The sequence below is a fragment of the uncultured Dietzia sp. genome (genome assembly GCF_937873725.1).
In the GTDB taxonomy this organism is placed as follows: Bacteria; Actinomycetota; Actinomycetes; order Mycobacteriales; family Mycobacteriaceae; genus Dietzia.
In genome coordinates this window covers 1-13,533 of sequence record NZ_CALMYY010000136.1, presented here as the reverse complement: position 1 = coordinate 13,533, position 13,533 = coordinate 1, and the positions used below count along the sequence as shown (strand labels likewise).

Sequence of the window (13,533 nt, the reverse complement as noted above, 5' to 3'; positions counted from 1 at the left end):
CACGTCGAGCCCGTGGGCGACCTCATCGAGCACGAGGACTCGGACGAGTGCCCGTGTGGGCCGGACATCGAGTGCGTGCCCAACCCCGACGGCCCCGACGGGTGGCTCATCACCCACCACAGCCTCGATGGCCGTGAGAGGTTCGAGTAGCGTAGTACGATGGCCTCACGCCGTGAGAGGATGCCCGTATGCCGATGAACCCCGACCTGGTCGCCGAGTACGGCACCCCCGAGTGGTGGCTGCGGTATCTCCTGCGCAAGCCCGAGCTACGTCCCGCCCTCGACCGTATGCCCCAGGACGAGGATCCCCGGCACCGGCTGTGTCAGCGGGAGCGGATGCGGCTGCTCTACGACTACCGGCAGGGCCGGCCGCGGCTCCCGTACCTGTCGGCGAAGCACTCCGAGGCGTTTGGCCAGATCCTCCGCAAGGCCCGGGTGAACCTGTCCCCGATGGTCATCAACGCCATGCTCGACCGGATGCAGGTCCTCGGCGTGTCCACCGCGGCGGACAACGACACCGACGGCGACGACCTCGCACGGGAGATCGCGGACAAGTCCAACTTCGCCACGATGTGCACCGACCTCATCGACTACGTGCTCACCTATGGCCACGCCTACGCCACGGTCCTGCCCCCGAAGAATCGCGGCGACAAGCCCCTGCTCGTCGCCGAGGACCCCCGCTGGTGTGTCGGCGACAAGGACCCCGAGAACCCGGGGCGTCTGCGTGCGGCCATGCGCCGGTTCTACGACGACGCCCGCCGGGTCGAGACGGCCATGCTGTTCCTCGACGGCAAGGTCTATCGCGCCGAGCGGTCGGGCGCGCGCATGACGAGCGTGTTCTCCGGTGGCGAGTGGGACTGGTCGGGCGAGCCCGAGGAGTTGACGTGGTTGACCCCTGATCTCGGCGACGTGCCGATGGTCATGTTCGAGAACCTCGGCGGTGTTGGCGAGTTCGAGAACCACCTGGACCTCGTCGACCGGATCGCCGACACCGTTCTCCAGCGTCTCGTCCTGGCGTGGTACCAGTCGTTCCGTCAGCGTGCGGTCGTTGGCAACCTCGACGGCACCGACGATGACGACTATGAGGACGACGAGCCCTCGGACCCGGTCGACTGGGCCGAGGTGTTCCAGGCCGATCCCGGCGCGTTGTGGCAGGTTCCCGAGGGGATCTCGTTCTGGGAGTCCTCCCAGGCTGACCTCACCCCGATCCTCTCGGCGGTCAAGGACGACTTCCGCGAGTTCGCCGCCGTCACCTCGACCCCGTTGCACCTCATCACCCCCGACGCCGCGAACGGGTCAGCCGAGGGTGCGGCGCTCATGCGCGAGTCGCTGGTGTTCAAGGTCAAGGACCGGCGCAAGCGGTTCACCCCGGGGCTACAGCACCTGTGGGAGCTGGCCTTCGCGTGTGTCGGCGAGCCCGAGCGGGCCGATGGCACGCAGATCCTGTGGGGCTCGATCGAGTCCTACTCGCTCGCGGACCGCGCCGATGCCTCGACCAAGCTCAAGGGCACCCTCTCCCAGCGCAAGATCGCGACCAACATCCTCGAGATGAGCCCGACCGAGGCCGCCGAGAACGAGCAACAGCTCGTGTCCGACCGTCTCCTGGCAGGGACCGCCTCGGTGGGCACCGCCGCGCCGGGGGGTCAGGCAGGCCAGTTCGCCGCCGGGATGCGCGGCACCCCGGCCCCGCCCGCAGGCCCGGCCGAGGATGAAGTCGAGGACGAGACACTGTGACCGCCCCGGTCGATCCCGGCCTCGACCCGGCCACCGCTGCGGTCCTGGCGGCGATGGCCGCCGACGAGGTCACCGCCGAGATCGGTACCCCGTCCCTGTACGCCGGCCGGGTCATCTCGTCGGCCGGGGCGATGCGCCAGAACATCGTCACCGAGGCACAGCGGATCATCCGAGGACTGTGGGCCGAGGTGAACCCGTGGAACGGTGACGAGGTCGCGCGGTTCGCCTCCAGGGCCGCGGACATCACCGTCGCCGCACAGCAACAGGTCGGCATGGTCGCCGCCGAGTCCGAGTTCAACCAACTCGCCGCCCTCGACCTCGAGTACCGCGAGGTGATCCAGATCCCCTCCGAGGTCCGGGGTACCCGTCTCGACCCCGACGAGGGCATCGTCACTCCCTCGCGTGCGCGCGTACGCACGCGCCCGGACGCCCCCGCGCGCACGACCCCGCGCAAGCGCACGACCGTTACCTACACCGGCGACGGGGACGACAAGCCGAGCAAGGTCCGGGTCACCATCACCGGCGACCCCGCCGAGGCGTACAACCGCCCCGCGCGTAAGTTCCGGTTCCTCGTCACCGAAGGCATGGACGAGGACGAGGCGATGGCCCGGGCGCTCACCCAGCTCGACGGCGTCACCGACACCAACGCCATGCTCGCCGCCCGCCTCGGCGAGGCCGAGGCACTACGCCGAGCTGAGAAGGCCGGGGTCCCGATTCTCGGCCAGCGCCGGGTCGTGCATCCTGAGTTGTCCAAGGGCGGGACGTGCGGGCTGTGCTTGGTCGCCTCGGACCGCGAGTACAAGATCGGCACGCTCGCCCCGCTCCACGATCACTGCAAGTGCACCACCTCCCCGATCACCGAGACCCAGGACCCGGGAAGCATCCTCAACGCGATCGACCTCGAGCGGCTGTACGACGAGGCCGGCGGCAACGGCCGGGACGTGCTCAAGCGCACCCGGTACGCCGTCGACGAGCACGGCGAGCTGGCCACGGTGTTCAAGCCGAAGGGCGGGGTCGAGCGCACGAGTACCACCCGGCCGACGGTGAAGCGGGACAAGAAGGTGCCGGTCGATCGCCTGCCCTACTTCGAGGCCCCCGACGACGAGGTCCGCCGACGGATCGCGAAGATCCGCGAGGCACAGGCCGGGCGGGAGCGTCTGTACGGCGACATCCTGCCCCGGGACATCGCGACCAGGGCCGCCTCGGACCTCGCCGCGCTGTCCAACCTGACAGGGGTCCTCGCCGAGCGGGGTGTCGGGGAGTAGCATACTCCCGTACCCTGCACGTCAAGGGGATCCGACGGCGAGATCCCCGTCCACACCACTTCGCCGGCTGGAGGCCGCACCATGCACATCTCGCGCAAGCACAAGCTCGCAGCCCTTCGATTCGTCGAGGGCGGTGACGGCGGCGGATCCGGTGCGGGTGCCGGGACCGGTGGCGACAACGGCGGCAAGCCCGCAGGCGGGGACGATGGGAAGAACGGCGGCGACAAGGGCGACCGGGGCTCGGGCGACGACGGGAAGGGCGATCGCCTCCCCACCTCCCAGGAGGACCTCGACCGCATCATCCAGGCCCGTCTCGCGCGCGACCGCAAGGAACGGATGAGCGACGACGAGATCGCCGAGCTCAAGCGCAAGGCCGAGCGCGCCGATGAGCTCGAGCGTGAACGGATGAGCGACCAGGAGAAGGCCGTCGCCGAGGCCAAGGACGCGGCACGCAAGGAGGCCGAGGAGAAGGTGCGGGCCGAGTACCTGCCCAAGCTCCAGGAGGCCAACCTCCGCGCCGCGGCGGCGACCGTCCTGTCCGATGACAAGCTCGATAGCTGGCTCAAGACCGTTAACGTGTCCGCGTTCGTGGACGAGCAGGGTACAGTGAACACCGACGAGGTCATGGGCACGCTCACAGCGTTGTTCGGGGACTCGGATGCCCGCGGCGGCGATCGTCGCAAGAACGGTGGACATCCTGATTGGGGCCACTCCCGCACCAACGGTGGGGGAGTCCACAGCGGGGTCGAGGCCGGTCGGGAACTGTACAAGTCCCGTTACAACAAGTAAGCCCCCGATCAGAAGGGATCCGAGCTCATGCAGCTCTTCTCCAACACCACCGAAACCTTCGGTAACGAGGACCACTCCTGGCTCCGGTCTGAGCACGGCACCGAGGCGACCGAGACCGCTGTCCTGGACCTGTCCAAGTTCACCAAGGCCACCCACTACGCGAGCGGTTACATCAAGTCGGGCGAGCCGCTCGGCAAGATCACCGCGACCGGGCTGTACGGCCCGTACGACGCTGCTGCGTTGGACGGCCGAGAGGCCCTCGTCGGCCACCTGTTCGCCACCCAGGCGGTCCGTGACGGCGGCGGCAACGTCGTCGGCGCTCTCCTCACCCACGGCAAGGTGGTCGAGGACCGTCTGCCCCACCCCGTCGACGCTGCCGGCAAGGCCGACGTCGCCGGCTCGATCCGGTACGTCTGAGAGGACGGGTAACTCATGCTGCTCAACACCGATTACTACACCCCCGACGAGCTCTCCGGTTTCGGCCGGGCCGCGCTCGCGGACATGCAGGTCAACCAGTTCAAGCTCTCGCGCTGGCTGCCGAACACCGAGGTCGACGACCTCATGTACCGGTTCGGCAAGGGTGGGGACGGTCTCATCAAGGCCGCGAACTACCGGGGCTTCGACGTCGAGGCCGACCTGACCGGTCGCACCGGCGTGGCACGCACCACGGGCGAGCTGCCCCCGATCAGCCGGAAGATCATGCTCACCGAGTATGACCGGCTGCGGATGCGTGCCAACCCCGAGGGGCCGATCGCCAACCAGATCCTCTCCGACGCACAGATCGTCGTCGGGGAGATCGCCGCGCGTATCGAGCTCGCCCGGGCCGAGGCCATCGAGAAGGGGCAGGTCAACTTCCCCGAGCTCGGCGGCGGCGCGATCGACTTCGGCCGCAAGTCCACGCACACCAACGTGGCCCCGGCCGTGGCGTGGACCAACACCGAGACCTCGACGCCGATCACCGACCTGCTCTCATGGGTCGAGACCTACGCGGCCAGCAACGGCGGCAAGGGCCCCGGCGTCATCCTCACCTCGCGCAAGGCGTTCAACCTGCTCCTGCGCTCGGCTGAGGTCCGGTCCCTCGGTGCCACCCTCGCGGGTAGCCCGACGATCGTCTCGCAGGCGACCCTGTCCAACGTGCTCTCGTCCTACGGCCTGCCCCCGGTCGAGACCCACGACGGCCAGATCGCCAACGCCGACGGCACCGCTCGTCGGCTGTTCGCCGAGACCTCGGTCATGCTGCTGCCCTCGGGCAACATCGCGACCGAGGACGCCTCCCCGCTGGCCCCGGTCGGTGCCGACTTCACCGGCAACCTGCTGGGCGTCACCATGTACGGCATCCCCGGCCACGCGCTCGAGTCCGAGTTCGCGCAGGACCAGATGGCGGGCCTGTTCGTCGGCAACTACCACACGGTGGAGCCCCCGCGGATCTGGACCCTGGCCTCGGCCATCAGCGTGCCGGTCCTGAACAACGCCAACCTGGTCCTCCAGGCCAAGGCTTGGTGACGTGATGCCCGGGTCACGTAAGGCCGCCGCGCCGGTCCACATTCACGGCCCGGACGGTCAGACTCACGTGTTCTCACCCGGCGACGAGGTCCCCGCGGATCTCGCTCGCCGGGTGAGCAACCCCGATGTCTGGGGCGACAACGCCGAGGTCGAGGAGACTCCCGAGGTTCCCTCGGATTCTCCCCCGCCCCCGGCGACACCCACGGCACCGGTCGAGGAGGACGACTCGCACGAGTCTGACTCCGAGATCCCGCCGAAGTCAGGTCCCGAAGGCTCGCGCGCTGCGTGGGCCGAGTACGCCGAGTCTGTCGGCGTGACGGTCACCTCGACCATGAAGCGGAACGAGATCATCGCCGCGGTCGAGTCGGCCGGACACCCCACCGAGTGAGGAGGCGAGCCGGGTGGCACTAGCAACACGCGAGAACGTCCGCGAGCGGTTCGAGGGAGTCATCCCCGTATCCAAGGACGTGTGGCTCGACACCCGCATCGCGGATGTCGAGGCCCGACTCATCGCGCGGTGCCCCTGGCTCGCACCCCACCGCATCTCTACTCTGCCCGCCGAGATCGTAGACAACGCCCGCACAGTCGTGGCGGACGCGGTCATTCGGCTGTGGCGCAACCCCGGCGGACGCCGGTCTCGATCTGCCGGGTCGTTCTCTGAGACCCTCGGCGACGACGCCACCCGCACGGGGATCTACTTCACCGACGACGAGCTCGCCTCGCTCATGCTCCCCCGCAAGCGCCGCCGCCGGTATGGCACCCTCCAGACCGGTGCCTGGATGCACGGCGGCGAGCATGTTTGAGGAGTACGGCGAGGAGGTCGTGCTCAAGCGCGCCGGCCGAGGCGGCAAGCACGGCGTCAAGGCCGTCCCCGAGGAGATCCCCGTCGACGGGGTGCTCATCGACTGGGGCAGTAGCTCCGAGCTGATCGACCACCGCGAGCAGGTGTCGACCACCGCGACGGCCCTGTTCCCGGCGTACACTGAGATCCGACCGACGGACATCCTCGTTCGCGGTGATGGCAGCGAGTGGGCCATCAAGGGCGACGTCCTCCAGCATGGTCACGGATGGGATCTCGGCGCTGAGTGCCGGATCTCCCGAGTGAGGGGGTAGCGATGAAGGCCAAGGTCAACAGTCGCACCGTCGACATGCAGGGCATCCTCGTCTCGCCGGCGATCCGGTCGATGGTCTTTCAGGAGGCCGAGAAGGTCCAGGCCAAGTACCGCGGCCTCGTCGCCAAGCGCACCGGCGAGCTCGCCCGCAGCGTGCGCGTGGCCACCTCGATCGGCGTGGGCGTCAAGCCCGGCTCATCCCCCCGATGGCGCGGCCACGTCATCGCCTCGGCACCGCACGCCGCCGCGCACGAGTTCGGCGGCAAGGGCCGGCGCGGGTACCACGAGCTGCGGCAGGCTCTCCGATGACCGCCCCCGTGCGCGCCGTGCGCATCCCGATCGAGGGCGACACCGACATCGAGGACTCGGAACGGTATCTCGTGGCCCTGGTCGAGACCCGCCTGATCGAGCAGTACCTCGACGAGGGGTTCATGCCGGGCGAGTACGCCGTGACCGTCGACTCCTGGTACCCGGACCCCGACGAGTACGACACCGCGCTCGTCGGCGGGCTGGTCATCCTCACCCAGACGGGCGGTGCTCTCGACGACGATGATCTCGACTTCGCGGCATCGGTCCAGCTCGCGTGCGCAGCACCCACCCGCGCCGAGGCGTTCGCACTACAGCGGCGGGTGCGTAGAATCTTCGACGAGGTCAACGACAACCCCACCGGGTTCACCGATGGGGTTGTCGTGCACGACATCCTCGCCGATGATGGCCCTCGTGAGCTCCCACAGGATAGTCTGGAGTCGCGCGAGGTGCTCAAGCAGTACGTTGCACACCTACGCCGCCCCCGGTGGGCGGTCTAACCCGATCCATCGGAGGATCCCATGCCCAGTTTCAGCACCGTCAAGGCGGCCGAGCGGTCGCTGCTGCTCAAGCCCCTCGACGCCGCGATCTTCCTCGCGGACCACTACACCGCCGCACCGACGGCGTACACCAACGTGTCGTCCGCGCTGCAGGCGCTCCCCGAGGCGTTCGAGCCGGTCGGCCTCATCAAGAAGAAGGACGGCGTCACCTTCGGCAAGAAGGTCGACTCCGAGCGGACCGAGTCCTACGGCGAGGCCGAGCCCACCCGCATCGACATGGTCTCGATCGAGCACAGCCTCGAGTTCTCCCCGCAGCAGGTCTCCCGCCTGACCCTCGAGCTCACCACCCGGGCGGACCTGTCCACGGTGACGGCCGGGGCCAACGGCGAGGTGCGGTTCGCCGAGCCGACGTCGCTCTCGGTGCGCTACTACTCCGCACTGGCCATCGCCAAGGACGGCGACGACGCCGAGCCTGTGTACATCTTCCGGTACATGCCGATGGTCGCCCTCACTGACACCGGCGACCAGACCTGGGACATGGCGGACACCATTCCGCCGAAGGTCACGATGACCCCGTTCCGGGACGACACCGCCGGGTTCGCCGTCGAGCACGCCTTCGGTGGTCTCGGCTGGAAGAACATCGCCGTCAAGGCCGGATTCGCCACGACTCCCTGATACAGCACCCCGGCCGTGATCCCCCTTCCCACGGCCGGGGTGTGTTGTACTTCGGGAGGGGGCCCGATGAAGGGAACCGCACCATGAGCTACGCCCCCAAGGTGATGAAGAAGGGCGACGTGACCGTCGTCGCCGAGTCGCCCACCCAGGAGAACGACCTTCGGTTCGGCCGGGGCTACGCCGTCATCGGCGAGGCCAAGCACGACCCGAAGGGCAACCTCACCACCGACGTCAAGAAGGGCACCGAGGTCGACGTTCCGACGCCGGCCCCGTCCTCGTCGTCCATGTCCTCGTCGTCCACGTCGGCCGCCGACACCTCGGTTCGCGAGGCTACGTCCGACACCGCCGCGAAGGCCGCGGCCAGCAAGTAACACTCGCCACAACGGAAGGGGATCCACACCGTGGCACAGCAGAAGAAGGCAACACCCGGGGGCCGGTTCGCCGAGCTCCGAGCCGAGGTCGACGCCAAGCCGTACGTCCTCACCGACGAGATCAAGATCCCGTTAATGACACGGAGCCAGACCGAGGAGTACCTCTCCATCCCGGCGACCCCTGCCAACACCGAGAAGCGGTACGCCGTGATGTTCGGCGACAACTGGGAGGCGATCAAGGACCTGTTCGCCGACGAGCCGAACGCGGTGTGGTCCCTGTTCGTGAAGGACATGACCGAGTTCTTCTTCGGCAAGAAGGCGGATGATGCCCCGGGGGGATCCTCGGACTCGTCGAGTGGGTAGAGACGTTCCACGACGCTCTCGAGGCTGACTTCCGAGCGCATTATCACGGCCTCGACCTGGCGGACTACTTCACAGGGTCGAGGCCGTGGACGCAGGCATGGCGGCTCGCATGGCGACTACCGCCCCACCTGCACTACATCACCGCCGTGCGGATGGACGAGACGTGGGCCGAGGAACTGGCCAAGGTGGAACGCCCCGACGAGGATGAGCCGCCGTCACCGCTCGGATACGACACGGCATCCCTGCTGTTGCTCGGTGTGATCGGCGAGTTGAGGAACAATCGAGCGCAGATGGTCGCGAACGCCGGCGGCGACGTGCCGAACATCCCGCTACCGAAGGCACCGGAGACCCTGGTCGATCGGATCAGGCAGGGTATCGTGGACAACGACCTATCCAGCCTGATCGAGCAGGCCACCGGCGGTCGGTACACACTGGAGGACTAGCGGATGGCACGGTACAAGGCAGGCGAGGCCGAGGCCCTCATCGTTCCGTCCCTCGACGGGTTCGGTCGCAAGCTTCGCGCAGCGTTCGAGGCCATGCCCGATGCCGAGTACATGGTCGACGTTCTGCCCGACCTCGGCGGGTTTCCTGCCCGGCTGGAGGCCGAGCTCGCCAAGCTCGACGCCGAGGTGGCCGTCGACATCGTCCCCGACCTCGATGGGTTCTACGCGCAGCTCGAGACCGCGCTCACCGACCAGTCGATCACCGTCGAGGTCGAGGCGGACACGGCCGCCGCCGAGGCACAGATCGCCGCCACCGCTGCTGCCCGCCGGGCCGAGATCCAGGCCGAGGCGGACACCGCCGCAGCCGAGGCCCGGCTCGCCGAGCTCACCGCGCAGCGGGACGCCGAGATCCAGGTCGAGCTCGACGAGTCCTCGGCGGCGGGTGTCGCCGCACGGATGGCCATGCTCGCCCGGGACCGCGAGATCGACATGAACGTCGACCTCGACACGGCGGCGGCCACGGCCAAGCTCGCCCTCCTCGGCGTGCAGGCGGCGATGGTCACCGGCGCGATCGGTGCAGGGCTCGGCGGCGTTGTCGGTCTGCTCGGTGTCGCCGCCGGCGCGGTCGGTGGTCTCGGCATCGGCTTCATGGGTCTCGGCACCGCGGCACTCCCGATCATCGGCGCGATCGCCCTCGGCACCGACGGCATCAAGCAAGCGGCACAGGAGGCCGCCCCGGCGTTCACCTCGCTCAAGGACTCCATCTCGGGCGTGTTCGGCGAGGAGATGAAGGCAGGGTTTCAGGACATCTCAGGGATCCTGGAGGGGATCACCCCCGGCATGGAGGGTGTCGCCTCCGGTCTGTCGGGGATGTTCAACTCGACCTTCGAGCTCATCCGTAACGACGGCATGGGCGAGATCAACACCCTGCTCGCCGGGATACCCCCGATGCTCTCCCAGCTCCAGCCCGGCCTCGACACAATGCTCATGGGGTTCCTCAACCTCGGCGAGGCGGCGGGTCCCGCGCTCGGGTCGATCGGTGCCGGTCTCGGCGAGATGCTCGGTGCCATCGGCGGGGCGTTCACCCAGATGCAGGACATGGGCATCCTCACCACGATCTTCAATGAGACGGGCAACGCCCTGGCCGGCGTCGGTGCCGGCGTCGGTGACCTGCTCGTCGCACTCGGCCAGATCGGTGCCACGGTCCTGCCCGTAGTCGAGCCCCTGTTCCGCTCCCTCGGAACGGCGTTCCTCAACATGGCCCCCGGCCTGGCCAGCGCCGGCGCTGCGCTCGGTACCGCCCTCGGCCCCGTGCTCGAGCAGGTCGGCACCACCATCGGCGGCATCGGTACCCAGCTCGCCCCGCTCCTGCCCCTGCTCGGCCAGTTCGTCACCGCTCTACTCCAGGGGATCGGTCCTCTCCTGCCGATCCTGTCCACTCTCGGACAGACCCTCCTCGGTGCTCTCACCCCGGTCCTGCCGGTTCTGTCCCAGGTGCTCCAGGTGGTCGGCGGCGCACTAGCCGAGGCGTTCCAGGCGATCGCGCCGGCCCTTCTTCCCCTTGCCACCGCGGCGGGGCAGGTCATCTCGGCGCTCGCCCCGATCCTGCCCCTGGCCGGGCAGCTCATCGCCTCCCTGGCCACCGAGCTCCCCCCGGCCATCTCCCGTATCGCCCCGGCCCTCGGCCCCCGCATCACCTCGCCCGCGCCGGCCTTCATGCCTGTCCTAGCCGCGCTGACACCGACCCTGACCATGCTCGGCCAGATGATCGGTCAGGTCGCGGGGCAGATTGGCGGGGTGCTTGTCCAGGCCGTGACCATGCTCGCACCGTTCCTGCCCCAGATCGCGGCGGCGTTCATGCAGATCCTCCAGGCCGTCATGCCGCTGATCCCACAACTGATTCAGCTCGTCGTGACTGGCCTCATGGGGATGCTACCAGTCCTCATTCAGCTCATGCCCACCTTTGTGCGATTCATCAACATTCTCGCGCAGGTCGTCGGGGTCGTCGCACAGGTGCTCGGGGTGTTCATTCAGGTCGTCCAGTGGTTGGGCACCCTCACCGCGGCGATCGTTGGGTTTGTCACCGGCAACGGCGAGCAGTTGCGCCAGTTCTGGGAGGGGGTCAAGGCCGGGTTCTCCGAGATGATCGGCAACGTCGTGTCGGCGGTCGCCGGCTGGGCCAGCGCGATGTCGGCCCAGCTCGGCGCGATGGCCTCCGCGGCGATCGCGCAGGTGGTCAACTGGTGGAACGGCATGACCGCGCGGGTGGCCGAGGGCGTGCAGAATGTGGTGAGTCGTGTCGGCGAGATCCCGGGCAAGATCACGGGTTTCTTCGCCGACGCAGGGCAGTGGCTCTACAACGCGGGCAAGGACGTGGTCACTGGCCTCATCAACGGCCTCACCGACATGCTCGGCGAGGCGTACAACCGCGTTCGCGATATGGCGGGCAACATCGCCGACGTTGCCCGGGACGCCCTCGGTATCGCCTCCCCGTCGCGGGTGTTCATGGAGATCGGTGGGTACGTCTCCGAGGGCCTGGCCCTCGGTATCGAACAGTCGGCGCGTCAGCCGTCCGATTCTATCTCTGACACGGTCGGCGGTATTGTCGGCACCGCGGCCAGCACGGTCGCAGACGGCGTCCGGCGAACGGCGAACAGCACCGTCCCCCGAGCCCGGCCCGGTTTGTTCACCGGTGTAGGTGGGCCGCGCGACGACGCGAACCTGGTCCGTGTCAGTGACCGCGAGTTCATCGTCAACGCCGAGGCGACCGACCAGTGGCGGCCGTTCCTCGACGCGATCAACTTCGGCGGTCTCATCCCCGGGTTCGCCGACGGCGGCCAGCCCGGCGGGCCGAGGGCCAAGGTCAACGAGTCCTCGCTCGTCAACTTCGCACGCGGCCTGGAGGGTCAGCCATACGTCTGGGGCGGCGTCAACTGGGGCGACTGCTGCCTTGTCGGCGAGACCGCGGTGTGGGGTCCGAACGGCACCAAGCCGATCAGCGAACTCCAGCCGGGCGACTATGTGTACTCGTACGAGGACGGGAAGCTCACATCGAACAAGGTCACCGCGCAGTGGTTCTCCAAGCGTCAGGAGACCTACAAGGTCCGCACTCGTCGCCGTGGCGTCGTCGGCTCGGACAACCACCCGTTCCTGCGGCTGGTCATGGGCGAGCCGGCCACCCACGTTAAGGGCGGCGCACGTGGCGAACAGGTGCCCGCGACATACGTCGCGCAGTGGGCACGGTTGGACGCGCTCAAGCCGGGCGACTTGCTCGTGCAGCCGAAGGACGTGAAGCTCGACAAGGTGTCGAACACGCTCCCCTCGGGGCGCGAGGTCGGCCTGAACGAGGCGTGGCTGCTCGGACTCATCATGGGTGACGGCAGTGTCCAGGACACGAAGATCGAACTGTGTGTCTACGGGGATCTGCGTGTCCGGGCTGCGGGGGTGTTCGCCAAGATGGGGATTACCACCCACGACTCGGACAGTCACGGGGTCCGTGCCTTCTCCACTGAGTTCGCTCGTGAACTCGCCGAGGCGGGGGTCCGCAAGCCTGCTCACGAGAAGCACATCCCCGACTGCGTGTGGGGTTGGGACGAGGACCGCCAACGTGCGTTCCTCAACGGCTACTGCGACGCCGATGGTCATCATCCCGCGGATGTGGCCCGTCATGGGGAGCGCACCGTATCGTCGTGTTCCCGCCGCCTGATCGAGGATGCTCGATTCCTGCATATCGTCCTCGGCGATCCGGTGACGAACGGGACCACCAACCACCGCCTCAAGACGATCCACATCAACGGGGTGGAGGTCAAGAACGCACGCCCGCTGCACACCTTCGGCGTTAGCGCCAAGCACGACACCCGCGGCGGGATCTCGGCGGATCTCCGCCGCGCGGGCATCGCTGAGTGGGTGGACTCGGGAGACTTCACCCTGGCGCGTGTCATCGACATCACACCGCAGGGAGAGCAGGACACCTACGACATTGAGGTCGAGGGCGCGCACAACTTCATCGCCAACGGCGTCGTGGTCCACAACTCCGGTGCCATGTCCGCGATCGCGCGGTTCGCCACCGGCCTCGACCCCTTCGGTGGGCGGTTCGCCACGGGCAACGAGGGCGAGGCCCTGCGGGGCATGGGGTTCGAGCAGGGCCGGTGGCAGAAGGGCTACTTCGGCATCGGCTGGACCAACGACCCGGGCGGTCCCGGCGGCGGTCACACGGCCGGCACCCTCTCCGAGGGCACGAACGTCGAGATGGGCGGTGCCCGCGGTAACGGCCAGTTCGGCGGCGGTGCGGCCGGTGCCAACGACGGCCAGTTCCGTAATCAGATGCGCATCCGGGTCAAGGACCCGTTCAAGCCGAACGTCCCCGGGCGTGTCGGCCTCTCGGGCACGTCGGATCCGTCGATCGACGTGACCGCCGACGGGTTCACCCCGTCGACAGCGGACATGACCTCTGGTGTCTCTGCCTCGGCGACC

Annotated in this window: 14 protein-coding genes and 1 pseudogene; all 15 read left to right on the top strand. The window is 68.4% G+C overall.

Features of this window, described 5'->3' with window-relative positions; translation table 11 throughout:
• The first annotated feature begins 188 nt into the window (after positions 1 to 188).
• Entirely contained in the window at positions 189 to 1,733 is a 1,545-nt protein-coding gene (locus tag Q0444_RS14860) for a phage portal protein (RefSeq protein ID WP_299023764.1), read from the top strand.
• Positions 1,730 to 2,998: a hypothetical protein gene (locus Q0444_RS14855; RefSeq protein ID WP_299023762.1), complete on the top strand. Its 1,269-nt coding sequence runs from the start codon at positions 1,730 to 1,732 to the stop codon at positions 2,996 to 2,998. Before Q0444_RS14860 ends, Q0444_RS14855 begins: the two co-directional genes overlap by 4 nt.
• An 81-nt stretch (positions 2,999 to 3,079) precedes the next feature.
• Positions 3,080 to 3,787 carry a hypothetical protein gene (locus Q0444_RS14850; RefSeq protein WP_299023760.1) on the top strand — a complete coding sequence of 236 codons (708 nt, stop codon included), beginning with the start codon at positions 3,080 to 3,082 and terminating at the stop codon, positions 3,785 to 3,787.
• 27 nt (positions 3,788 to 3,814) lie between these two features.
• Positions 3,815 to 4,204, top strand: coding sequence for a head decoration protein (locus Q0444_RS14845; protein ID WP_299023758.1), 390 nt, complete (start codon positions 3,815 to 3,817; stop codon positions 4,202 to 4,204).
• A 15-nt stretch (positions 4,205 to 4,219) separates the two neighbouring features.
• Positions 4,220 to 5,290, top strand: coding sequence for a major capsid protein (locus Q0444_RS14840; RefSeq protein ID WP_299023756.1), 1,071 nt, complete (start codon positions 4,220 to 4,222; stop codon positions 5,288 to 5,290).
• A gap of 67 nt (positions 5,291 to 5,357) precedes the next feature.
• The gene (locus tag Q0444_RS14835; RefSeq protein WP_299023754.1) at positions 5,358 to 5,678 is read left to right on the top strand and encodes a hypothetical protein; all 321 of its coding nucleotides are present in this window, start codon (positions 5,358 to 5,360) and stop codon (positions 5,676 to 5,678) included.
• A 13-nt stretch (positions 5,679 to 5,691) separates the two neighbouring features.
• Positions 5,692 to 6,093 carry a Gp19/Gp15/Gp42 family protein gene (locus Q0444_RS14830; protein ID WP_299023752.1) on the top strand — a complete coding sequence of 134 codons (402 nt, stop codon included), beginning with the start codon at positions 5,692 to 5,694 and terminating at the stop codon, positions 6,091 to 6,093.
• On the top strand, positions 6,086 to 6,403 hold the full coding sequence (locus tag Q0444_RS14825; RefSeq protein ID WP_299023750.1) for a hypothetical protein: 318 nt from the start codon (positions 6,086 to 6,088) through the stop codon (positions 6,401 to 6,403). The genes Q0444_RS14830 and Q0444_RS14825 overlap by 8 nt, the downstream gene beginning before the upstream one ends.
• Before the next feature lie 2 nt (positions 6,404 to 6,405).
• The gene (locus Q0444_RS14820) at positions 6,406 to 6,711 is read left to right on the top strand and encodes a hypothetical protein (RefSeq protein ID WP_299023747.1); all 306 of its coding nucleotides are present in this window, start codon (positions 6,406 to 6,408) and stop codon (positions 6,709 to 6,711) included.
• Positions 6,708 to 7,208 (top strand): hypothetical protein, encoded by a 501-nt coding sequence (locus tag Q0444_RS14815; protein ID WP_299023745.1) that lies wholly within the window; start codon positions 6,708 to 6,710, stop codon positions 7,206 to 7,208. The genes Q0444_RS14820 and Q0444_RS14815 overlap by 4 nt, the downstream gene beginning before the upstream one ends.
• 21 nt (positions 7,209 to 7,229) lie before the next feature.
• Positions 7,230 to 7,883, top strand: coding sequence for a hypothetical protein (locus tag Q0444_RS14810; protein WP_299023743.1), 654 nt, complete (start codon positions 7,230 to 7,232; stop codon positions 7,881 to 7,883).
• A gap of 83 nt (positions 7,884 to 7,966) precedes the next feature.
• Positions 7,967 to 8,254, top strand: a complete 288-nt coding sequence (locus Q0444_RS14805) for a hypothetical protein (protein WP_299023741.1) — start codon at positions 7,967 to 7,969, stop codon at positions 8,252 to 8,254.
• A gap of 30 nt (positions 8,255 to 8,284) precedes the next feature.
• Entirely contained in the window at positions 8,285 to 8,617 is a 333-nt protein-coding gene (locus tag Q0444_RS14800) for a hypothetical protein (protein WP_299023738.1), read from the top strand.
• A 152-nt stretch (positions 8,618 to 8,769) separates the two neighbouring features.
• Positions 8,770 to 9,060 carry a hypothetical protein gene (locus tag Q0444_RS14795; RefSeq protein WP_299023736.1) on the top strand — a complete coding sequence of 97 codons (291 nt, stop codon included), beginning with the start codon at positions 8,770 to 8,772 and terminating at the stop codon, positions 9,058 to 9,060.
• A 3-nt stretch (positions 9,061 to 9,063) separates the two neighbouring features.
• Positions 9,064 to 13,533: pseudogene (locus Q0444_RS14790) on the top strand (hypothetical protein); the annotation flags it as partial.

Bases quoted from the DNA above. Each gene is read 5' to 3' on its own strand.
- Q0444_RS14840 (WP_299023756.1), top strand. From the start codon at position 4,220: ATGCTGCTCAACACCGATTACTACACCCCCGACGAGCTCTCCGGTTTC.
- Q0444_RS14805 (WP_299023741.1), top strand. From the start codon at position 7,967: ATGAGCTACGCCCCCAAGGTGATGAAGAAGGGCGACGTGACCGTCGTC.
- Q0444_RS14820 (WP_299023747.1), top strand. From the start codon at position 6,406: ATGAAGGCCAAGGTCAACAGTCGCACCGTCGACATGCAGGGCATCCTC.
- Q0444_RS14845 (WP_299023758.1), top strand. From the start codon at position 3,815: ATGCAGCTCTTCTCCAACACCACCGAAACCTTCGGTAACGAGGACCAC.
- Q0444_RS14825 (WP_299023750.1), top strand. From the start codon at position 6,086: ATGTTTGAGGAGTACGGCGAGGAGGTCGTGCTCAAGCGCGCCGGCCGA.
- Q0444_RS14860 (WP_299023764.1), top strand. From the start codon at position 189: ATGCCGATGAACCCCGACCTGGTCGCCGAGTACGGCACCCCCGAGTGG.
- Q0444_RS14810 (WP_299023743.1), top strand. From the start codon at position 7,230: ATGCCCAGTTTCAGCACCGTCAAGGCGGCCGAGCGGTCGCTGCTGCTC.
- Q0444_RS14795 (WP_299023736.1), top strand. From the start codon at position 8,770: ATGGACGAGACGTGGGCCGAGGAACTGGCCAAGGTGGAACGCCCCGAC.
- Q0444_RS14815 (WP_299023745.1), top strand. From the start codon at position 6,708: ATGACCGCCCCCGTGCGCGCCGTGCGCATCCCGATCGAGGGCGACACC.
- Q0444_RS14850 (WP_299023760.1), top strand. From the start codon at position 3,080: ATGCACATCTCGCGCAAGCACAAGCTCGCAGCCCTTCGATTCGTCGAG.